The organism is Acidipropionibacterium jensenii, from assembly GCF_005890135.1.
Taxonomy (GTDB): Bacteria; Actinomycetota; Actinomycetes; order Propionibacteriales; family Propionibacteriaceae; genus Acidipropionibacterium; species Acidipropionibacterium jensenii.
This window is the reverse complement of the sequence record NZ_CP040635.1, coordinates 69781-89765: the sequence shown is the minus strand read 5'-3', so window position 1 is coordinate 89765 and position 19985 is coordinate 69781. Positions and strand designations below refer to the sequence as shown.

General features: G+C 68.6%; 21 protein-coding genes. 10 read left to right on the top strand and 11 right to left on the bottom strand.

Features of this window, described 5'->3' with window-relative positions; all coding sequences use genetic code 11:
• Window positions 1-107: 107 nt before the first annotated feature.
• The 4 genes from erpA to FEZ32_RS00410 all read left to right on the top strand — a co-directional run bounded on the left by erpA (window position 108) and on the right by FEZ32_RS00410 (window position 3670).
• Window positions 108-464: an iron-sulfur cluster insertion protein ErpA gene (erpA, locus tag FEZ32_RS00425; protein WP_028702788.1), complete on the top strand. Its 357-nt coding sequence runs from the start codon at window positions 108-110 to the stop codon at window positions 462-464.
• 277 nt (window positions 465-741) lie between these two features.
• Complete coding sequence (gene ctaC, locus FEZ32_RS00420; protein WP_126412861.1) at window positions 742-1545, top strand: aa3-type cytochrome oxidase subunit II; 804 nt, start codon at window positions 742-744, stop codon at window positions 1543-1545.
• Between the two features lie 17 nt (window positions 1546-1562).
• Window positions 1563-3278 carry an aa3-type cytochrome oxidase subunit I gene (gene ctaD / locus FEZ32_RS00415; protein ID WP_414973645.1) on the top strand — a complete coding sequence of 572 codons (1716 nt, stop codon included), beginning with the start codon at window positions 1563-1565 and terminating at the stop codon, window positions 3276-3278.
• Window positions 3275-3670, top strand: coding sequence for a cytochrome c oxidase subunit 4 (locus FEZ32_RS00410; RefSeq protein WP_138679632.1), 396 nt, complete (start codon window positions 3275-3277; stop codon window positions 3668-3670). Before ctaD ends, FEZ32_RS00410 begins: the two co-directional genes overlap by 4 nt.
• Window positions 3671-3770: 100 nt before the next feature.
• Here FEZ32_RS00410 and FEZ32_RS00405 read toward each other — a convergent pair whose 3' ends face one another.
• Window positions 3771-4466: an NAD(P)H-binding protein gene (locus FEZ32_RS00405; RefSeq protein WP_138679631.1), complete on the bottom strand. Its 696-nt coding sequence runs from the start codon at window positions 4464-4466 to the stop codon at window positions 3771-3773.
• A gap of 37 nt (window positions 4467-4503) precedes the next feature.
• Complete coding sequence (locus FEZ32_RS00400; RefSeq protein ID WP_244937997.1) at window positions 4504-5910, bottom strand: GuaB1 family IMP dehydrogenase-related protein; 1407 nt, start codon at window positions 5908-5910, stop codon at window positions 4504-4506.
• A 143-nt stretch (window positions 5911-6053) separates the two neighbouring features.
• On the opposite strand from FEZ32_RS00400, the gene FEZ32_RS00395 reads away from it, so the two are divergent.
• Window positions 6054-6548: an MGMT family protein gene (locus FEZ32_RS00395; protein ID WP_084149299.1), complete on the top strand. Its 495-nt coding sequence runs from the start codon at window positions 6054-6056 to the stop codon at window positions 6546-6548.
• On the opposite strand, the gene qcrB is transcribed toward FEZ32_RS00395, so the two are convergent.
• From qcrB to ctaE, 4 genes are read right to left on the bottom strand one after another with little or no spacing between them, the layout of a single operon-like run.
• The gene (qcrB, locus tag FEZ32_RS00390) at window positions 6479-8203 is read right to left on the bottom strand and encodes a cytochrome bc1 complex cytochrome b subunit (protein ID WP_138679629.1); all 1725 of its coding nucleotides are present in this window, start codon (window positions 8201-8203) and stop codon (window positions 6479-6481) included. The two genes, FEZ32_RS00395 and qcrB, sit on opposite strands and share 70 nt — an antisense overlap.
• Complete coding sequence (qcrA, locus tag FEZ32_RS00385; RefSeq protein WP_414973644.1) at window positions 8203-9318, bottom strand: cytochrome bc1 complex Rieske iron-sulfur subunit; 1116 nt, start codon at window positions 9316-9318, stop codon at window positions 8203-8205. The genes qcrB and qcrA overlap by 1 nt, the downstream gene beginning before the upstream one ends.
• Complete coding sequence (gene qcrC / locus FEZ32_RS00380) at window positions 9285-10088, bottom strand: cytochrome bc1 complex diheme cytochrome c subunit (protein ID WP_028702795.1); 804 nt, start codon at window positions 10086-10088, stop codon at window positions 9285-9287. Before qcrC ends, qcrA begins: the two co-directional genes overlap by 34 nt.
• Window positions 10089-10117: 29 nt before the next feature.
• Entirely contained in the window at window positions 10118-10813 is a 696-nt protein-coding gene (gene ctaE / locus FEZ32_RS00375; RefSeq protein ID WP_436406245.1) for an aa3-type cytochrome oxidase subunit III, read from the bottom strand.
• Between the two features lie 270 nt (window positions 10814-11083).
• Between ctaE and FEZ32_RS00370 the strand changes: the two genes are divergently transcribed.
• A complete protein-coding gene (locus FEZ32_RS00370; protein WP_028702797.1) occupies window positions 11084-11491 on the top strand; it encodes a DNA-binding transcriptional response regulator in 408 nt (135 codons plus the stop codon).
• Window positions 11492-11504: 13 nt separating this feature from the next.
• Complete coding sequence (gene trpD / locus FEZ32_RS00365) at window positions 11505-12578, top strand: anthranilate phosphoribosyltransferase (protein ID WP_138679628.1); 1074 nt, start codon at window positions 11505-11507, stop codon at window positions 12576-12578.
• A gap of 58 nt (window positions 12579-12636) precedes the next feature.
• On the opposite strand, the gene FEZ32_RS00360 is transcribed toward trpD, so the two are convergent.
• The 3 genes from FEZ32_RS00360 to FEZ32_RS00350 form a co-directional block, all read right to left on the bottom strand.
• Window positions 12637-13362 (bottom strand): prepilin peptidase, encoded by a 726-nt coding sequence (locus FEZ32_RS00360; RefSeq protein ID WP_051238210.1) that lies wholly within the window; start codon window positions 13360-13362, stop codon window positions 12637-12639.
• A gap of 1 nt (window position 13363) precedes the next feature.
• Window positions 13364-13918, bottom strand: coding sequence for a transcriptional regulator (locus FEZ32_RS00355; RefSeq protein ID WP_051238211.1), 555 nt, complete (start codon window positions 13916-13918; stop codon window positions 13364-13366).
• A 212-nt stretch (window positions 13919-14130) separates the two neighbouring features.
• Window positions 14131-15102: a sunset domain-containing protein gene (locus FEZ32_RS00350; RefSeq protein WP_028702800.1), complete on the bottom strand. Its 972-nt coding sequence runs from the start codon at window positions 15100-15102 to the stop codon at window positions 14131-14133.
• Between the two features lie 162 nt (window positions 15103-15264).
• Here FEZ32_RS00350 and FEZ32_RS00345 point away from each other — a divergent pair, with 162 nt between their 5' ends.
• Window positions 15265-15780, top strand: a complete 516-nt coding sequence (locus tag FEZ32_RS00345) for a peptidylprolyl isomerase (RefSeq protein WP_138679627.1) — start codon at window positions 15265-15267, stop codon at window positions 15778-15780.
• Between the two features lie 163 nt (window positions 15781-15943).
• Complete coding sequence (locus FEZ32_RS00340) at window positions 15944-16522, top strand: rhomboid family intramembrane serine protease (RefSeq protein ID WP_028702802.1); 579 nt, start codon at window positions 15944-15946, stop codon at window positions 16520-16522.
• An 18-nt stretch (window positions 16523-16540) separates the two neighbouring features.
• Here the strand turns inward: FEZ32_RS00340 and FEZ32_RS00335 are convergent, their stop codons facing one another.
• Together FEZ32_RS00335 and FEZ32_RS00330 are read right to left on the bottom strand one after the other, a co-directional pair.
• Entirely contained in the window at window positions 16541-16816 is a 276-nt protein-coding gene (locus FEZ32_RS00335; protein ID WP_028702803.1) for an Lrp/AsnC family transcriptional regulator, read from the bottom strand.
• A gap of 10 nt (window positions 16817-16826) precedes the next feature.
• Window positions 16827-18608, bottom strand: a complete 1782-nt coding sequence (locus tag FEZ32_RS00330) for a DEDD exonuclease domain-containing protein (RefSeq protein ID WP_071161707.1) — start codon at window positions 18606-18608, stop codon at window positions 16827-16829.
• A 222-nt stretch (window positions 18609-18830) separates the two neighbouring features.
• Here FEZ32_RS00330 and FEZ32_RS00325 point away from each other — a divergent pair, with 222 nt between their 5' ends.
• Window positions 18831-19982: a C40 family peptidase gene (locus FEZ32_RS00325; protein ID WP_084149296.1), complete on the top strand. Its 1152-nt coding sequence runs from the start codon at window positions 18831-18833 to the stop codon at window positions 19980-19982.
• Window positions 19983-19985 lie beyond the last annotated feature (3 nt).

The window sequence follows — 19985 nt, the reverse complement described above, 5'->3', positions numbered from 1 at the left end:
AGACTGGTGGCGGTGCGGGTCGATGTCCCGCACCCGGATTTGTTCGAGCAGCATCGTCCGACCAGCACCGTTGGATCAACACCGATTGATCAGCTTGGAGTACCGATATGACTGACACTGTCAACGAGGCCCCCGCCATCGAGGGCATCATCCTCACCGATGCCGCGGCCGCCAAGGTCAAGGCCCTGCTCGACCAGGAGGGTCGCACCGACCTCGCCCTGAGGCTGGCCGTCCAGCCCGGCGGATGCTCCGGCCTGCGCTACCAGCTGTTCTTCGACGAGCGTCACCTCGAGGGCGACGTCGTGGGGACCTGGAACGGCGTCGACGTCGTCACCGACCGGATGAGCGCCCCGTACCTGGCCGGCGCCACCATCGACTTCATGGACACCATCGAGAAGCAGGGGTTCACCATCGACAACCCCAACGCCACCTCGACCTGCGCCTGCGGCGACTCCTTCCACTGATCCAGAAGGTCGGCTGTCGGGGATCGTGTTCCGCTTACAGCGTCGACCCGTGAGGCCACCGGCGTCACACGTCGACTGATATCACCCCGTCCGGTTCTCGAGCCGGACGGGGTGACTCTTTTTCGCTATTGTTCGACCTGTCGGACACAACGGTCTTCTGTCGCGCCTGCGGCACGGCATGTGGCGGGAAGGGTGAGTCGTGAGAGCTCAAGTCGAACCTCGGCGGGCCAGAGTGGGCCGTCGGCTCGCGGCCGTGGGAGCGGGGCTGTCAGCGCTGATGCTGTCGGCGTGCAGTTCGCAGACTCAGGGGCAGGCTGCCAGGTTCGGTCTGGTGGACGGTGCCTCCGATCGTGCGGCGCACATGGAGTCGATGTGGACCGGTGCCTGGATCGCGGCACTCATCGTCGGAGTGTTCGTCTGGGGTCTCATCATCTTCGCGGTCGTGCGGTTCCGCCGCCGCTCCGGTGATCCCGAGATTCCCCGGCAGTCGCGCTACCACCTGCCCCTGGAAGTCCTCTACACGATGGTGCCCTTCCTCATCATCGGGGTGCTGTTCTTCTACACGGTGCGCACCCAGAGCTCGGTCCTGGCCAAGGACACCAAGCCTCAGCACACCATCAACGTGGTGGGGCAGAAGTGGTCCTGGACCTTCAACTACATGGAGGCCGACAACCCGGCCGCCGGGTCCGTGGTGACCCGCGAGGCCGGAACCATCGAGAAGATTCCGGACCTCTACCTGCCGGTCAACGAGTCGGTGAGGTTCCATCTCAACTCCGCCGACGTCATCCACTCCTTCTGGGTGCCGGCCTTCTACTTCAAGATGGACGTCATCCCCGGCCATCCCAACCAGTTCGACCTGACCCCCACCAGGGTCGGGGTCTACGACGGCAAGTGTGCCGAGTTCTGCGGCACCTACCACGCGAACATGCTCTTCAAGGTCCACGTCGTGCCGGTCTCCGAGTACAACGCTCACCTTCAGAAGCTCAAGGCGGCAGGCCAGACCGGAGAGGTGAAGGCACCGGCATCGGTGACCACCCTCGCCGGTTCCAGCCCCAGCCAGGAAGGAAGTGAGGGCAAGTGAGCAGCGCAGCAGCACCACTGAACCGCGAGGCGATCGCCCCCGCCGGTGAGCGGACCACCACCCGGCACCGGGTCGGCAAGCTCATCTGGGACTACATGACGACCACCGACCACAAGAAGATCGGTCGGCTCTACTTCATCACGTCCTTCTTCTTCTTCCTCTTCGGCGGCGTGATGGCCCTCATCATCCGCGCCGAGCTGGCCTACCCGGGCATGCAGTTCGTCCACTACGAGACCTTCAACCAGCTGTTCACGATGCACGGCACGATCATGCTGCTGATGTTCGCGACCCCGCTGTTCGCCGGTTTCGCCAACTACGTGATGCCCCTTCAGATCGGCGCCCCCGACGTCGCCTTCCCGCGGCTGAACATGTTCGCCTACTGGCTGTACCTGTTCGGCTCGCTGATCGCCTGCTCCGGATTCCTCACCCCCGGCGGTGCCGCCAGCTTCGGCTGGTTCGCCTATGCGCCGCTGTCGGACGCCATCAACACCCCCGGTGTCGGCGGCGACCTGTGGATGATGGGGATCTACCTGCTCGGCCTGTCCTCGATCCTCGGCTCGGTGAACTTCGTCACCACCATCATCACGATGCGCACCCCGGGCATGACGATGTTCCGGATGCCCATCTTCTGCTGGAACATCCTGGTCACCTCGATCATGGTGCTGGTGACCTTCCCGGTGCTGTCGGCCGGCCTGCTGGTGATGGAGTCCGACCGGCTGCTGGGTTCCCACGTCTTCGACGCCGCCAACGGCGGACCGATCCTGTGGCAGCACCTGTTCTGGTTCTTCGGCCACCCCGAGGTCTACATCCTCGCCCTGCCGTTCTTCGGGATCGTCACCGAGATCATCCCGGTGTTCAGCCGCAAGCCGGTCTTCGGCTATGTCGGTCTGGTCTTCGCCACCCTGGCGATCGGCGGCCTGTCGATGTCGGTGTGGGCCCACCACATGTTCGTCACCGGTGCGGTCTCGCTGCCCTTCTTCTCCTTCATGACCTTCCTCATCGCGGTTCCGACCGGTGTGAAGTTCTTCAACTGGATCGGCACCATGTGGGGCGGGTCGATCAGTTTCGACACCCCGATGCTCTTCGTCGTCGGCTTCCTGGTGACCTTCCTGTTCGGCGGCCTGACAGGCGTCATCCTGGCCAGCCCCCCGATGGACTTCAATGTCTCCGACACCTACTTCGTCGTCGCCCACTTCCACTACGTGCTGTTCGGCACGGTGGTCTTCGCGATGTTCGGCGGCTACTACTACTGGTGGCCCAAGATCACCGGGCGGATGCTCGACGAGACCTGGGGCAAGATCCACTTCTGGACCCTCTTCGTCGGCTTCCACACCACCTTCCTGGTCCAGCACTGGCTGGGTGTGGAGGGCATGCAGCGCCGGATCGCCGACTACGGCGCCTGGGAGGGCTTCACCACCCTCAACCAGGTGTCCACCTTCGGGGCCTTCCTGCTGGGCATCTCGATGCTGCCCTTCATGTGGAACGTCTGGATCTCCCGCAAGCACCCCAAGGTCGAGGTCGATGACCCCTGGGGCTGGGGGCGGACCCTGGAGTGGATCACCACCTGCCCGCCGCCGGCACACAACTTCGATCACATGATCCGGGTCCGTTCGGCCTCCCCGGCCTTCGACGCCGCCCATCCTGAACTTCAGAAGGAGCCAGGATCCCTGGCGGGGGAGTCCGACGAGCCGCGCGAGCTCATCCACTCCAGCAAGCGAGAGGATCACCGATGAAGGTCGAACGTTGGGTATTCACCGGGCTGGCGATCTTCCTGCTCGTGATGACGCCGATCTACTGGCTGTCCGCCCACGAGATCGCCGGAGCCCTGGCCCTGGGACTCGCCGGATTGATGTCGGTGATGATCGCCGGATACGTCCTGGCGGTCGGCCGGCGGATCGACGCCCGCCCCGAGGACGACAAGGAGGCCGAGGTCATCGACGGCGCCGGCACCCTGGGCTTCTTCCCCCCGACGAGCATCTGGCCCTTCTGGTGCGGGGTGACGGTGGCCCTGATCTGCCTCGGCCCGCCCTTCGGCTGGTGGCTGTCAGTGCTCGGTGTCGCGGTCGGCGTCTGGGCCGTCTCCGGATGGGCCTTCCAGTTCTACCGCGGCGAGTACGCCCACTGAGCCTCACCAGCCTGCGGCCAGTGTCTGCAGCACAGCGCCCCGGGGACCACTCCTGTGGTCCCCGGGGCGCTGTGCTGCGTGGCGGTGAGGGACGATGAGATCAGGCGAAGGCCTCGGGGATCGGGGTCGGTCCGTCGCTGAACCGGATGAACCGGTGACTCGTGGTCTGCGGGTGGGCCAGAACCGCGACGATGACCCGGGCCACCGCCTGCCGGGAGGTGGGCGTGTCCGGGTGGGCCGAGTGCCCGTCGGGCAGCACGGTGATGCCGCCGGCCGCCTCCAGACTCAGCGAGGTCGGGCCGAGAATGGTCCAGTCGACCGATGAGGCCATCGTGTACCGGTCGGCCTGGGCCTTGGCATCCGCGTAGGCGAAGAAGGGCACCGCCGGGTCCACCCCGTGGTCCGGGCTGCCGGACCACGACACCAGGATGAACCGGGGCCGGGAGGAGGACCGTGAGATGGCGTCGACCACGGCCTGGCAGCCGTCCCGGTCGATGGCATAGGTCTGCTCCGCCCCGGCCCGGCCGCCGTTGCCGGCCGACCACACCACGGCGTCGACCCCCTCGATCAGTCGGTCCAGCTCGGCGGCCGACATCGTCGTGACGTCGGCGACCAGGGGCTCGGCCCCGGCCCGCCGCACATCGTCGGACTGCTCGGCGTGACGGATGACGGAGATCAGCCGGTTATCGGTGTCGGCCATCTCGGCGGCCAGCAGCAGGGCGACCTTGCCGTGCCCGCCGATGACCAGAACCGTGCGGCCCTCACTGGTGGATGCTGTGCTGATGGAAGAGTTCATGGTCATCAGCCTACGCAGGCCGGCAGAGGGCGACCGGTCAGCTCCAGGAGCTGGAGAGCGGGCGGCCCTCCTCGTAGCCGGACGGGGACTGGACCCCGATGACGGCCTTCTCGTGGAACTCGGCCAGATTGGCGGCGCCGGCGTAGGTGCACGAGGAGCGCACCCCGGAGGTGATGAAGTCCAGCAGGTCCTCGACCCCGGGGCGGTCCGGGTCCAGGTACATCCTGGAGTGCGAGATGCCCTCCTCGAACAGTGCCGCACGGGCCCTCTCGAAGGCGCTGCGCTGACGGGTGCGGTGACGCACCGCGCGGGCCGAGGCCATTCCGAAGGACTCCTTGTACCGGCGTCCGTCGTGGTCGGTGATCATCTCACCGGTCGACTCGTGGGTGCCGGCGAACCAGGACCCGATCATCACCGAGCCGGCGCCGCCGGCGAGGGCCAGGGCGACGTCGCGCGGGTAACGGACCCCGCCGTCGGCCCAGATCGAGCCGTTGACCTCGGCGGCGGCCTCGGCGCACTCCAGGACGGCGCTGAACTGGGGACGTCCCACCCCGGTCTGCATCCGGGTGGTGCACATCGCGCCGGGTCCGACGCCCACCTTGACGGTGTCGGCACCGGCGTCCAGCAGGTCCAGGGTTCCGCGTCGGGTGACGATGTTGCCGGCCACGATCGGGACCCGCCGTCCGGTCTCCTCGGCGAACTCGCCGCGCACCCGGTGGGCGATCCGGATCGCCTTGATCATCTGGTCCTGGTGACCGTGGGCGGTGTCCATCACCAGCACATCGGAGCCGGCGTCCAGGGCGGCCCTGGCGCGCCCGGCGACGTCCCCGTTGATGCCGATCGCGGTACCGACCATCAGGTGCCCGGAGGGGTCGACCGCGGGCTGGTAGATCTCGCTGCGCAGGGCTCCGCGGGAGTTCATGATGCCGACCAGCCGGCCCTGGTCGTCGACCGCGACCGCCACCTTCTGGTGGTGGTCGGAGAGCGTGTTGAAGACGTCGTCGGCGCTGAGATCGGGGCTGACCACCGTGAGGTCGGTGGACATCACCTCGTGGACCTGGGCGAACCGGTCCACCCCCTCGGCCTCGCTGGGGGAGACCAGGCCCACGGGTCGGTCGTCCTCCAGGACGATCGCCACCCCGTGTGCTCGCTTCTGCAGGAGTCCGACGGCCTCCCCGACGGTGGTCGTCGGATCGACCTTCACGGGCGTGTCGAAGCGGGTGTCGGCGGCCTTGACCCGGCTGATGGATCGGGCGACGAAGGGGGCGGGAATGTCCTGGGGGAGGATCGCGATGCCGCCCCGACGGGCGACCGTCTCGGCCATCCTCCGGCCCGAGACGGCGGTCATGTTGGCCACCACGATCGGGGTGGGGGTGTGAAGGGCGTCGGTGGAGGTGAGGTCCACATTCATCCGGGATCCGACCGAGGACCGGTTGGGCGCCATGAAGACGTCGTTGTACGTGAGGTCGTAGGTCGGCTGCTCATTCAGGAAACGCACGTACTTGATCCTCTCATGACAGGTGCCTTGCAGCCTATCTCTGTCACGGGGTGGACGGGGGTGCTCCGCGGCTGGGCGAGAATGGCCTGGTGAACCCCAGCCCGACCGCCGAGACCATCGACCGGGTGCTGCTCGCCGTGGATCTGGTGCCCTCCGGACGAGTGGTGAGCTACTCCGACGTCGCCGAGCTGGTCGGCACCTCGGCCCGCCGGGTCGGTCGGATCATGGCGGTCAGCGGCCATGACGTGTGCTGGTGGCGGGTGGTCACCGTCTCCGGCGACCTGCCCATCGGACTGACGGCCCGAGCGGTCGAGAGATGGCGGCAGGAGGGTATCCCGGTCAAGGCCTCGGGTCGTGGCTGCCGGATCGCCGGCTGTCGCGCCGATCTGGTCGGCTGGGCCCGGGCCTATCTGAGCGCACTCGCCGCCGCCGGGGAGCCATCGCGACAGGACCACCCGGACCAGCAACCCCAGGACGCACTGCGGCCCGGGGGACAACCCCCGGGCCGCAGGACTCAGTGCGTCGATCCCTCGAGTTCATCACTCCTCGGGGCGTCTCCGACCTCGGACGGGGACTCGGGCTGAGTGCCGACCTCGGGCTCCTCCTCGACGTGGATCTCGTCGGAGCGGGGGACCGGGACATTGGCTCCCAGGAACCACCGCGACAGCCGGGCCCGCCGCCTCGAGATGCCGTTCTTGACCGGAATTCCCTCATCACCGGTGACAGTGGCCTCCAGGACCGGGTACTGCCGGTGCTGGGTGAGGGAGTAGGCCTCGGCGACGCTGATCGGCTCATGGGACTCGGTGTAGCCGCCGTCGGGGGAGCGCACGATCTCCCCGGATGGGGATCCGTGGCGCAGACGCTGGGCGTCGGCCCGCTGCAGACTGATGCAGGTGCGCTTGGTGATGTGGTAGGCGATCACCGGGGCGACGAACACCGCGACCCTCATGAAATAGGTCACCGCGTTGAGGCTCACGTGGAAGTGGGTGGCGATGATGTCATTGCCGCCCGACAGCCAGAACATCGCGTAGCAGGTCATCGCCGCCACACCCAGTGCGGTGCGGGTCGGCACATTGCGCGGCCGGTCCAGGATGTTGTGGTACGAGTTGTCGGCGGTGATCCACCGCTCCACGAAGGGCCAGGCGACCAAGGCGGTCATCAGCAGCCCCATCAGTCCCACGCCCGGAATGAAGATGTTCCAGCTCCAGGTGGTGTGGCCGATGTGCGACTCCCAGTCCGGCATGATGCGGATGGCACCCTCCAACCAGCCCATGTACCAGTCGGGCTGGGACCCGGCGGTGACCTGGGAGGGATTGTACGGGCCGTACTTCCACACCGGGTTGATCTGCATGAAGGTGGCCATCAGGGTGGTGATCCCGAAGACCACGAAGAAGAATCCGCCGGCCTTGGCCATGTAGACCGGGAACATCGGGTAGCCCACGACATTGTTCTCGGTGCGTCCGGGGCCGGGGTACTGGGTGTGCTTGTGGTAGACGACCAGCGAGATGTGGGCGACCACCAGTCCCAGCAGGATCGCCGGCACCAGCAGGATGTGCACCATGTACAGCCGGGGCACGATGGCGGTACCGGGGAACTCCCCGTTGAAGAGGAAGAACTCGATCCAGGTGCCCACCAGCGGGATGGACCGGATGAGGCCGTCGACGAAGCGCAGGCCGGTTCCCGACAGCAGGTCGTCGGGCAGCGAGTAGCCGGCGAATCCCTCGACCATGGCCAGCATGAACAGTCCGATGCCGATCAGCCAGTTGACCTCGCGCGGCTTGCGGAAGGCTCCGGTGAAGAACACCCGGAGCATGTGCACCATCGCGGCGGCGACGAACAGGATGGCGGCCCAGTGGTGGATCTGGCGGACCAGCAGGCCCCCCCGCACGTCGAAGGAGATGTCGAGGGTGGAGGCGAAGGCCTCCGACATCGGCACCCCTCGGAGCAGCTGGTAGGAGCCCTGGTAGTCGATCTCGGCCATCGAGGGCTTGAACCACAGGGTCAGGAAGACCCCGGTGAGCAGCAGCACGATGAAGGAGTACAGCGCGATCTCGCCGAGCAGGAATGACCAGTGGTCGGGGAAGACCTTGCGCAGTCCGGAGCGGCCGAGCTTCGCCAGTCCGAGCCGGTCATCGGCCCAGGTGAGGACGCCGGTGGCGGACCTCTTGGGCGGGACGTCGTCGGGGACCTTGGTCTCCACGGCGGGTGAGGTGTCGGCTGTGCCGGTGGGGCTGGCCATCAGTTGTCACCCTTCTTGAAGTCGTGACGGGAGTCTCGCTCGAAGTAGCTCGGACCCACCGGGACGGTGAAGTCGCTGCGGGCGACCAGATAGCCCTGCTGGTCGACGGTGATCGGCAGCTGCGGCAGGGAGCGGGCGGCCGGTCCGAAAACCACCACTCCGGAGTCGCCCAGGTCGAAGGTCGACTGGTGGCAGGGGCACAGCAGATGGTGCGTCTGCTGCTCCCACAGCGAGATCGGGCAGCCCACGTGGGTGCAGATCTTCGAGTAGGAGAGGATCCCGCCGACCTGCCAGTCGCGCCGGGAGTCGGGGATCTTGATCGAGTCCGGATCCATCCGCACGATGATGATGGCGGCCTTGGCACGTTCGATCTGCTGGTGGACCCCCTCCATCTCGGCGAGGTTCTCGGGCTCGGCGTTGACGAGCTGGCCGATCTCCATCTCGGAGGCCTTGATCGGGGTGTAGGTGATGTCGTTGACCAGCCGGACACCCTCGGCCCAGATGGTGCGCTCGATGGTCTTGGCGCGCATCGAGGCGGTCGGCTTGGGTCCGAGGTCGGCGAAGCTCACGACGGCCGGCAGGGCCAGCGCTCCCAGCGCACTTCCCAGGGCCAGGCCGATCACCTTGCGCCGGCCGAGCCGGGAGTCCTCGGCACCGGCCTTCCAGGCCGCGGCGATGGCCTGCCGGTCCTCGTCGGAGGAGGCCACCGGATGGCGCTCCTCGGAGATCTCGCGGTCCTCCATGATCTGCTTGGCCCAGTGGATCGAGGCCAGCCCGATCAGCAGGATGGCCAGCCCGGCGGTGCCTCCGAGAGCCAGATGCATCGCACTGGTGTGCAGCGGGCCGAAGGACACCGCGGCGTCGCGGGGGATGGCGAAGTAGCACACCACGAAGGCGACGGCCAGCACCGGGGCCAGGCCGTACATCGCGACCACCTGCCGGTAGACCCGGCGGCCGACCTCCGGGTCGGTGTCGCTGTACCGGTCGACATAGGGCTCGGGGCCCGGATCAGCGATCGGTGGATGGACCGTCGAGGGATCCTGCTCCGGGGTCTTTCCCGCCGGTTCCATCTGATCGGTGCTCATCGAGACCGAGCTCCCTTCCGCGCCAGCCACACGGCGGCCAGCAGACATCCACCGATTCCGATGATCCAGCCCCACAGCCCCTCGGAGACCGGGCCGAGACCGCCCAGCGCGAACCCTCCGTCTGAGGGCTGCGAGTGGGTCGTGTTGAGGTAGGCGATGATCTCCTTGACGTCCTGGTCGGTCATCACCTGCTTGGAGAAGACCGGCATCTGCTGGGGTCCGGTGCGCACCGCCTCGTAGATGTGCTTGCCGGAGCTCTTCATCAGGGAGGGTGCGTAGGAACCGTTGGGCAGCGCTCCGCCGCGTCCCTCGATGTTGTGGCAGGCAGAGCAGTTGGTGCGGAACAGCTCCCCGCCGCGGGCGACCTGCTCGGCGGTCAGGCCGACGGTGGCGTACTGGTCGGCACTGGGGATCGCCGGGCCCGGGGCCAGGGTGGCGACATAGGCGGCGACCTGGGCGACCTCCTCGGAGGTGAAGGTGGTGCGCTTGGCGGGGGCCTGGGCCTCGGGGCGGGCCATCGGCATCCGCCCGGTGCCCATCTGGAAGTCGACAGACGCCGCTCCCACTCCGGCCAGGCTGGGGCCCTGGGAGGTGCCCTCGCCGTTCATGCCGTGGCACGAGGAGCAGTTCGTCTCGAAGATCGCCTTGCCGGCAGCCACCTGGCTGGACACATTCGAGTCGGCACTGCTGGAGGCGGCGGGGCTCACCAGGGCGTAGACGCTGCCCACCAGCACAAGAGCCAGCACCAGCATCAGGGGCTTCGCCGCCGGGTGCCGTCGTCGCGTGGAGAGGAATCTCACTGGATCGACCTTTCTTGTCTGGCGCGCGGTCAGTGCACGATGTAGATGACCGAGAACAGGATGATCCAGATGACGTCGACGAAGTGCCAGTAGTAGGACACCACCATCGCCATCACCGCCTGCTCGTGAGTGAAGGTCCGCGCCAGGTAGGTGCGTGCCAGCGTGAACAGGAAGGCGATGAGGCCGCCCAGCACGTGCAGGCCGTGGAAACCGGTGGCCAGGAAGAACAACGAGAAGTAGACGTTCGAGGAGATCGTGTGGCCCTCGCTGATGAGGTTCGCGTACTCCAGAGCCTGCCCGGCGATGAAGACCGCGCCCATCGCGAAGGTGAGGGTGTACCACTCGCGCATCCCCCAGGAGGTGATCGCCCCCAACCCGCCCGAACGGCGCACCCGGCCGTGCTCTGCGGCGTGGACACCCATCTGGCAGGTGACCGAGGAGAGCACCAGGATCAGCGTGTTGACCGCCGCGTAGGGGATGTCCAGGTGGGAGGACTGGCTCTGCCAGAGGTTCTGCGAGCCGGCCGCCGCCTGGACGCTGGTGGTCTGACGGATCATGAAGTAGGCGGCGAACAGTGCCGCGAAGAACATCAGCTCACTGGCGAGCCACACCCAGACCCCCATGGGCAGGAGGTCTGGACGACCGGCGGGAGCCTTGAGTCGTGATGGGGCGATCGGATGGATGGCACCGGTCGGTCGCTCGGCTGTCTGCGATGAAGTGGCCACGAGGTCATTATGTCGGCAATCGGGCGATTGGTCATGTCTTGGCGAAAGGAAACCTCAACCCTGAGTGATTGACAGACTTCCCGATGAGATATGGCCGGGTCCTCGGGGCGGTCGGGTGGGGGTGATCGCAGCCGGTTCGGGTGGCGATACGATGCCCTCCGGAGGGCTTGGAGTGCGACGTCGGCTCCGCGGCCGCCTCCGCCCAGAGCCGCCTGACGGATTCCCGGATTTCACCGTCGGCGCACACAACGACCCGTGTGAGGACCGGACATGAGTGACGAGAAGACGAGTGGGACGCGCACCCTGAAGGTGCTGGTGTACTCCGACGACCGACAGGTGCGCGAGCAGGTGAGGCTGGCACTGGGCAGCCGGATCGCCGCGGACCTGCCCGAGGTGGAGACGGTGGACGTGGCCACCCAGGCGGCAGCCGTCCATGCGGTGGACTCCGGCGGCTATGACGTGCTGATCGCCGACGGCGAAGCCGTGCCGAGCGGCGGAATGGGACTGTGTCACCAGCTCAAGGACGAGGTGGCAGACTGCCCACCGGTGGTGCTGCTGGTTGCTCGCGTCGCCGACGCGTGGCTGGCCAGCTGGTCACGTGCCGATGCCATCTCCACCCACCCCGTCGATCCTCTTGAGCTGCCCAGGGTCGTCGCGGACGTCGTCAGGGCAGCCTGAAGGGAGTTCCCCTATGTCGACCGAAACCGTCCCCGCAGGTGGCCGGACCTGGCCGGACCTGCTCACCAGCCTGGTGAGCGGCACGGACATGGATCAGGAGACCGCGGCGTGGGCGATGGATCAGGTGCTCTCCGGAGATCTCAGCCCGGTCCAGATCGCCGGTTTCGCGGTGGCCCTGCGCGCCAAGGGGGAGACGGTCGACGAGCTGTCCGGAATGGCGGACGGAATGCTGGGCCGGGCCACCCCGATCGACCTGGACCACGAGACGGTCGACATCGTGGGCACCGGCGGTGACCGGGCCAACACTGTCAACGTCTCCACGATGGCGGCCATCGTGGCCTCAGCAGCCGGGGCGAGGGTCGTCAAGCACGGGAACCGGGCCGCCAGTTCGGCCTGCGGCACCGCCGACTGCCTGGAGGCCCTGGGGGTCGCCCTGTCGGTGCCCCCGGACCGTCAGCCCGAGGTGCTGGCCTCCTCCGGCATCGTCTTCCTGTTCGCCCCGCTGTACCACGCCTCGCTGCGCTTCGCCGGGCCGGCTCGCAAGGAGCTCGGCATCCAGACGACCTTCAACCTGCTCGGGCCGCTGAGCAACCCGGCCCGTCCGGTGGCCAATGCGATCGGCATCGCCGATCGGAGCATGGCTCCGCTGGTCTCCCAGGTACTGGCCAGGCGTGGCTCCCGGGGGCTGGTCTTCCACGGCGGTGACGGGCTCGACGAGCTCACCACCACCACCGACTCGTCGATCTGGCTGTTCCGCGACCGCCAGGTGGTCGAGACCACCCTGGATCCCGCGGACCTGGGTCTGGCCCGGGCCAGCCGTGACGACCTGGTGGGGGCCGATCCCGCCTTCAACGCCCAGGTCGTCCGCGACCTGCTCGACGGGCGGACCGGACCGGTGCGCGACATCGTGCTGCTCAATGCCGCCGCCGCCCTGCTGGCCTTCCAGGGGCCCGACCTGGAGGCCCCGCTGGCCGACCAGTTGAAGGGTCCCCTGGAGCGCGCCGCCGAGGCAGTCGACCAGGGAGTCGCCAGGGAGCATCTGGCCGGCTGGATCGAGGCCACCCAGAGGGCCACCCGGACCGACTGAGGTTCCATTCCCGGTCCGTCCTCGTCCCGGAGGGGTTCAGCAGAGAGTGCCGCTGGGCTCACTGCCAGGGCGCACCACTGACCGCCAGGGCGCCCCACGGACCGAGCCACAGAGCCGGTCCGTAGCCGAAGACGGTGCCCCACGGGGAGGGCCGGAACCGCCTCACCAGGGTCGTGCCGACACCGATCAGCACCCCGGTCAGGGCGGTCGCCATCAGGGAGGCCGCCCACCCCTCCAGACCCAGCACGGCTCCCACCGCGCCGGTCCCGGCGGCCAGCCGGACATCGCCAAAGCCCAGTCCGGCGCCGAGTCTCCACACCAGCCAGAACAGGCCGGCGGTGACCGCGCCGAGCACCAGGCAGGCCAGCAGGTCGGCCGGGCGGGTGCTCACGAGGGCCGCGGTGACCGCGGCGGCGATGAGTCCCTCGGCCAGGCACCATCTCCACAACCGGACGGGCAGGAAGGTGGTGGCCTGGTCCACCGCCACCAGGGTGAGCACCGAGCCCGCCCACACCCACCAGATCCCCCGACCCCAGGCCGGCACCTGGCTGGTGGCCGCTCCGGCCGCCATCGCCAGCACCGACAGCACCGCGGTGCGGGCCGGGGTCACCAGGTCGCGGTACCGGGGCTTGGCGGCGATCACCTCAGCCCCCACCTCGTCGGGGTCGGGCTCGGGAAGCCGGGGGACCAGCACCCTCAGGTGCACGATCGCCAGCAGGAGGGAGACCGCGGCCCCCGCCCCGGCCGCTGCGAGCACATCCCACGACAGCGCTGCACCGAACATCTCAGGCCGCCTCCTCGGACTCGGTGGGTCCCACATCCTCGCTCCAGGTCCACATCCGGCGGGACTGGCAGGCGGCCCTGGTCCGCAGCCGCACCATCGCGGTGCACCGGCGCCGACGACCACTGATCAGGTCGAGGAGCTCGGTCCTGTCGATCCTCAGCTCGGAGCACAGCTGCGACAGCGGAACGCCCAGACCCACCAGGGCCCTCAGCCGTGCCGTCGTGCCGTCGGCCTTGACCAGCTCCAGCTCCAATGCTGCCAGAGCCCGGGTGTCCAGGAGGAGGAGTCGACGGGCATCGACCTGCCGGATCCGGCGCGGCGGTCGGCCGCCGCCCAGCAGTCGGTCCACCGTGCGGGGGGAGACCCCGCAGGCCAGCGCCAGCACCCGCCAGGGCAGCCCGGTGGCCGATCTCAGCTGACGAAGGTGGGCGGCGAAGCGGGCCGACGGCACCCAGCGGTGCGCGACGGCATCGTCGGCGGGGGTTCGCCCGGGCCGGCGGGTCTGGTGGGGATGCTGGGGCTGGTCGGGTCGGTCCGGTCGAGATGGGGTGCTCATGACTGTCCTCGCGTCGTCGGGCGGAGGGACCCAGTAGCCCCTCTCACCCTGAACAGGTGGACTGAGAGGGCCCGGTTGTGACGGTCTGGGCGATATTCACAGGAAACTCGCCCCGGCGAGGGCGCACGAGAGGCGGGCGGGTCCTCTCGGACCCGCCCGCCTCTCGGTGACGTCTCGACGCTGTGCCGGAACGGCTCAGCGGATTGAGTGCCTCAGCGCTGCGCCTTGGTGAACCCCGCCGCCTCAGCGGCCTCCTCGCTGGCGAACCAGATGTCGGTGATGGTCCGGTCGTAGCCGGCGGATCCGGGCAGGTGGTACTTCTTCGAGCGGCTGTTGGCCTTGATGACGTATCCCTCCGGGGGCTCGTTGCCGACATAGGAGTCATCGGCCGGGGCGTCTGCGGTGGTCTCCACGCCCTCGGGAGCCGGAGCTCCCTCCTCGGTCATGGTGGCCTCGCCCGAGGTCTCGTCGGGGCTCTCGGGAGACGGTGCCGAGGCCTGCGGAGCGGGCTTCTCGGCCTCCGGGGCGGGCTCCGTGGTGGGCGCCTTCGGCGTCCAGGAGTAGGTCTCGGCGGGCTCGCGGGCGGTCCAGCCGTCGTCGGAGGAGCCCAGGAACTTGCGGGCGGCGATGATGCCGGCAGCTCCGAGACCACCCAGGATGAGGAAGGTCTTGAGCACCTTGTGGCTCTTGCGGTCGGCCTTGGCGAGCTTCTTCTCGGCCTTCTTGGCAGCCTTGCGCGCCTTGCGGGAGAGCTTCGGAGAGGCGGCGACCACACCGGCTGCGGTGGCCCCGGCGCCGGCCGTCTGGCCCTTGAGCGCCGACAGCGCGGCCTGGCCGCGCCTGGTGGCCTCCTCGACGGCGGGGCTGGAGGCGACCTCGCGGGCGCGCACCTCGAGCTCGGGAAGGACATCCTTCTGGAATGACTCGTAGGCCTGCTTCACTGCCGGGACGACCTTCTGCTGGGTCACCTCGCGGGCCTCGGCGACCGCCCGCCTGCCGCGCTCGGCGGCCTGCTCGGTCAACGGTCCGATCCGGTCGGCGGCCTGAGCGGCCAGCGGAGCGGCCTTCTCCTGGGCGGCCCTGAGGGTGGTGGTGGCGCCAGCGAGTGCCTGGGCGCTCTGCTCCTTCGCCGAGGCGGCCGTGTGCTCGGCGGCCTCGCGCAGCGATTTCTTGGTGCAGGACACGAGTTCCTCCTGATGGTGTGTGGCTTGTGGTCAAGCATCACCCACCGTAGCCGCAGGGGTCGAGCCACGACAGGGAAAACCGGAATGGGTCCTACCGGAGTCGCTACTGTGGACCGGGGGACCAGCAGTTGTCTCCAACACCCCTACCAGGAAGGCAGTCAGGTGGCCACATCCGCGACCCTGCACACCAATCACGGCGACATCGTGCTCAATCTGTTCGAGAACCAGGCACCCAAGACGGTGAAGAACTTCGTCGGCCTGGTCGGCGGCACGAAGGAGTACACCGATCCGTTGACCGGCAAGCCGACGACCGGGAAGTTCTACGACGGACTGACCTTCCACCGCGTCATCGACGGATTCATGATCCAGGGAGGATGCCCGCTGGGCACCGGAACCGGCGGCCCCGGATACCAGTTCGGCGATGAGTTCCACCCCGATCTCACCTTCGGCAAGCCCTACCTGCTGGCGATGGCCAATGCCGGCCCGGGCACCAACGGCTCTCAGTTCTTCATCACCGTCGCCCCCACCCCGCACCTCAACCGGCGCCACACCATCTTCGGCGAGGTCGCCGACGAGGCGTCCAGGAAGGTCGTCGACGAGATCGCCAAGGTGCCCACCGGCCGGATGGACCGACCCGTCGAGCCCGTGGTGATCGAGAGCGTCGAGCTCGGCGAGTGATCGCCTCGTCGGCCTCCCCTGGCACCCCGGGGCCGGCGTCCCGGCTGAACAACCGAGCCTGCGGCGGGGTCGCGACGAGGAGGCTGACATGAGGAACGGCAATGACAGATGGGCTGAGCACCGGATCCGACCATCCGGTGCTCAGATTCCGGCCGCCATCGCACTGGCCGCCGTGACGGTGGTGATCTCGGTCGTCTCGATGGTCGGGCCGGTCGGCTACTGGCTGGCCGCGGGCGCCAGCCCCCAGTTCGACTTCCAGGTGTGGCGGCCGCTGCTGTTCGCGCTGTCCGGCGGGTCGATCCTCCAGGCGGTCATCAATGCCGCCTTCCTCATCCTGGTCGGACGCTCCCTGGAACCGATGCTCGGTTCCATCGACTTCGCCGTGGTCTACCTGCTGGCGGGTCTGGGAGGTGCCACCGCGCTGTCGGTGACCGGCGTCGCCGCATCCCTGTCGGGGTCGATCTGCGGGGTCTTCGGCATTCTCGCGGCGATGGCCGTCATCAAGTACCTGCAGCACCAGGACATCCGCGGCGACATCATCCTCATCGCCCTGCTGGTGATCTGGGGGATCCTGGCCGGCTCCAGGGACTGGACCGCCGGGATCGGGGCGGTCGTGGTGGGCGCCCTGGTGGGATGGGTCTGGAACCGGACGCGCTGGGCGAGCCGGACCAGGGTCTGGCTGAGCTACGCCGCCGTGGCGCTGGTCTGCCTGGTCGTGCTGGTCCTCACCTGGATGCGCTGATCCCCGCCGGGCCGACTGTCAGTCGCCGATCGAGAACATCGACTCCAGGTCGTGCTCGGAGTAGGTGCGCAGGGCGATGTGGGTGTCGGTGTCGACGACGCCGTCGATCTTGTTGATGCGGTCGGAGATGATCTCCGCCGCCTCCTCCATGTCGTGCGCCCGCACGATGGCGATGAGATCGACATGACCGGCGGTGGAGTAGACCTCGGAGACTCCCGGCAGGTCGAGGATGGCCTGGGCCACCTCGGGGATTCTCGACGAGCTGGCCTGGATGAGCACGATCGCGTTGAGCATGGCCACAACTCTAGTGGCGCTCGCCGGGGGTGTCGTCCATCTCCGGGGCCGCGCCCGGTCGTGTCGGCTCGGGCGTCATCAGCCGGGCCACGGACTGGGCCTGCTGATGGTCCGGAACCGTGCAGTGCACCGGCCACGCCCACTGTCCGGTGATGTCCACCAGCCGTACCCCGGGCTGCTCGAGCCAGGAGGCCACCAGTTCGGCCTCCTCGACCGAGCAGCCCGGCACTCCGGGAGGTCCGGGCAGGACGGTCTCGGCCTCCCGGCGGGCATTGGCCACCGTCTCCATCGGGTCGGAGCCGGCCGGGCTCACCGCCGCGGCGGCCAGTCGGCCGTGACGGATGAGATGGAACTGCCAGCCGTCGCGGCCCGTTCCCCCGCCGCAGGGCAGAGCGGCGATGATCTCCTCGCAGTCGGCCAGGGCGGCTATCCGGGCGCGGCGGCGCGAGGCCCTGATGAGCAGCCCGGTGCGCCGGGTGAGGTCACCGGCCTCCTCGAAACGCTCGGCGAGGGCCAGGGTGGCGATCCGCCGGCAGGCGGCCTCCATCACCGGTCGGACGTCGTCGGTCATCGCCCGGCGGGCGGAGTCGACCACCCGCTGGTAGTCGGCCCGGCGGTCGGCCGCCTCGGGATCCAGGCAGGGCGCCGCGCAGCGACCCATCTCCGCCAGTGGGCAGCCGTGCGGGTGGGAGGCCGGTGCCCCGGTGCACTCCCGCAGCCCGGTGAGCTCGCGCAGCGTCCGGGTGGCCTCCTCGGCCTGACCGCGACCGGTGAACGGGCCCCAGTAGATCCGGCCGGATCGGCGGGTGTCGCGCACCATCGAGAGCCGTGGGAAGGGCTCATCGGTGAGGGCCACCCAGGTGACCGCGTCCTGACGTCGGGATCTGCGGTTGTAGCGCGGCTGACGGGAGTCGATGAGCCGCAGTTCGCGGACCCCGGCCTCCAGGGTGGTGGCGCAGGCCTGGGCTCGCACCCCGGTGGCCACCCGCACCATCTCATCCATCCGCCGTCGGGTCTCCGATGCGGTGAAGTACTGGCGGACCCGTCTGCGCACGTTGACCGAGGTGCCGACGTAGATCACCTCGGGGACACTGGTCCGGTGCTCCGAGACGAACCAGTAGACCCCCGGGCCCTCGGGCAGCCCGTCGGCCCAGGTGCGTCTTGCACGCCGCGCCGCCGGGACCGCGTGGGTGACCTCCATGAGGTCCTCGAGGGTGGTCACCCCCAGATTGCCGAGCCTCTCGAGAATCGCGTGGAGGACGTCGACCGTCGCCCGGGCGTCGTCCAGGGCGCGGTGGGTGGGGGAGGTGGCAGCCCGGAAGTGGCGCGCCAGGGTGCCGAGCTTGAAGTCGCCGACCTCCTGACGCGGCAGGCAGGAGCGGGCCAGGGCCAGGGTGTCGACCACGGTGTTGCCGGGCCAGGGTCGCTCGTCGTCGGCGCAGGCCCTCTTGAGGAAGCCGATGTCGAAGCGGGCGTTGTGGGCCACCAGCACCGTCCCCCGGCTGAACTCCAGCCAGCTCGGGAGGACCGCCACGATGGAGGGGGAGTCGGCCACCATCTCGTCGGTGATCCCGGTGAGCAGCTGGACCGAGGCGCGGATGTGGGAGGGCGGGTGCACCAGCGTGGCGAACTCGCCCAGGACGACGCCGGAGCGCACCTTCACCGCTCCGATCTCGGTGATGGCGTCCTCGCCGCCCGCCCCGGTGGTCTCCAGATCCACCACGCAGAAGGTGACGTCGAACAGCGGAGTGCCCAGATCGTCGAATGAGGGCTGGACGGCGGGAGCGGTCATGATCCTCAGGCTAGAGATCGCCACCGACACTTCCCACGGCGTTCTCCCGATCCCTTTCCGATCGCTCTGACAAGGGCGGACGCCGAAGGACGGGATCATTTGCGCTGGAGCTGAGCAACGTCTAAGATTTTCTCAGTCGGACGGGTTGGGCGCTTGCATGTGCACACCGACGACATCAGGCATTGAGGACCACCGGTTCACCGGTGGTGCAGAGGAGAGAACGTGGCACAGGATCGACAGACCAGCTCGGCGACCCGCCCCTGCTCGACCGGCAGGCGGAGCAGGATCGGCCGCAGCCTGGCGGCCACCGCACTGAGCGGTGTCATTGTCGTCTCGGGGCTGGTCGGCGGACAGGGAAGTGCTGCCGCCGCTCCTGACACGGTTTCGGAGGCCAAGTCGAACCTCGACGCCATCTCGGCCCAGACCGCAAAGATCCAGGACAGCTACACCAAGGCCCAGGCTCAGCTGGACACCACCTCCAAGAAGCTGGCCACCGCCAACAAGGACCTCACCGCCCAGCGCGCCAAGGTCTCCTCGATGCGCTCCACCCTCAGCTCGTTGGCCGTCAACGACTACCAGAGCGGCGGGGTCAGCCTCACCGCCCAGCTGGTGACCAGCGGGGACTCCGCTCAGTTCCTCTCCAAGCTGGCCACCGTGCAGAACGTCAGCGACCGCACCAAGAGCCAGTTCCTGGCCTTCCAGACCCAGCAGGGCCTGCTGCAGACCCTCGAGAAGCAGGCGGCCGCCGACCGGGCCACCATCAAGTCCAACCGCGACGCCCAGGCCAAGCTGCTCAAGCAGTCCCAGGCCAAGCAGGACGAGGCCAACCAGATCCTCGACCGGTTGACCGCCCAGGAGAAGGAGCGGCTGGCCCAGGAGCAGGCAGCGGCTGCCGCCGCGAACCTCGCCCGGGCCGCCGCCCAGACCTCCCGCTCCAACTCCCGGCCCGCGGCCCCGAGCACCAGCGCCTCGTCGACTCCCCGGAAGGCCTCCTCCAGCAGTTCGACCGGCAGCTCGGCCTCCGGTCGCGCCGCCACCGCCATCGCTTTCGCGATGTCGAAGGTCGGCGGGCCCTACGTGATGGGTGGCACCGGCCCCACCGCCTACGACTGCTCCGGCCTCATGCAGGCCGCCTGGGCCTCGGCGGGTGTGAGCCTGCCGAGGACCTCCGAGGAGCAGTTCAACGCCGGCACCCCGGTCTCGACCGGCAGCCTTCAGCCCGGTGACCTGGTCTTCTACTACGGCGTGCCGCCGAGCCACGTGGCGATGTACATCGGCAACGGGCAGATCGTCCACGCTGCCAATCCGAGCGCCGGCATCAAGACCTCTCCCGTGGGCGAGATGCCCATCGCGGGTGCGAGGCGGGTAGGCTGACCC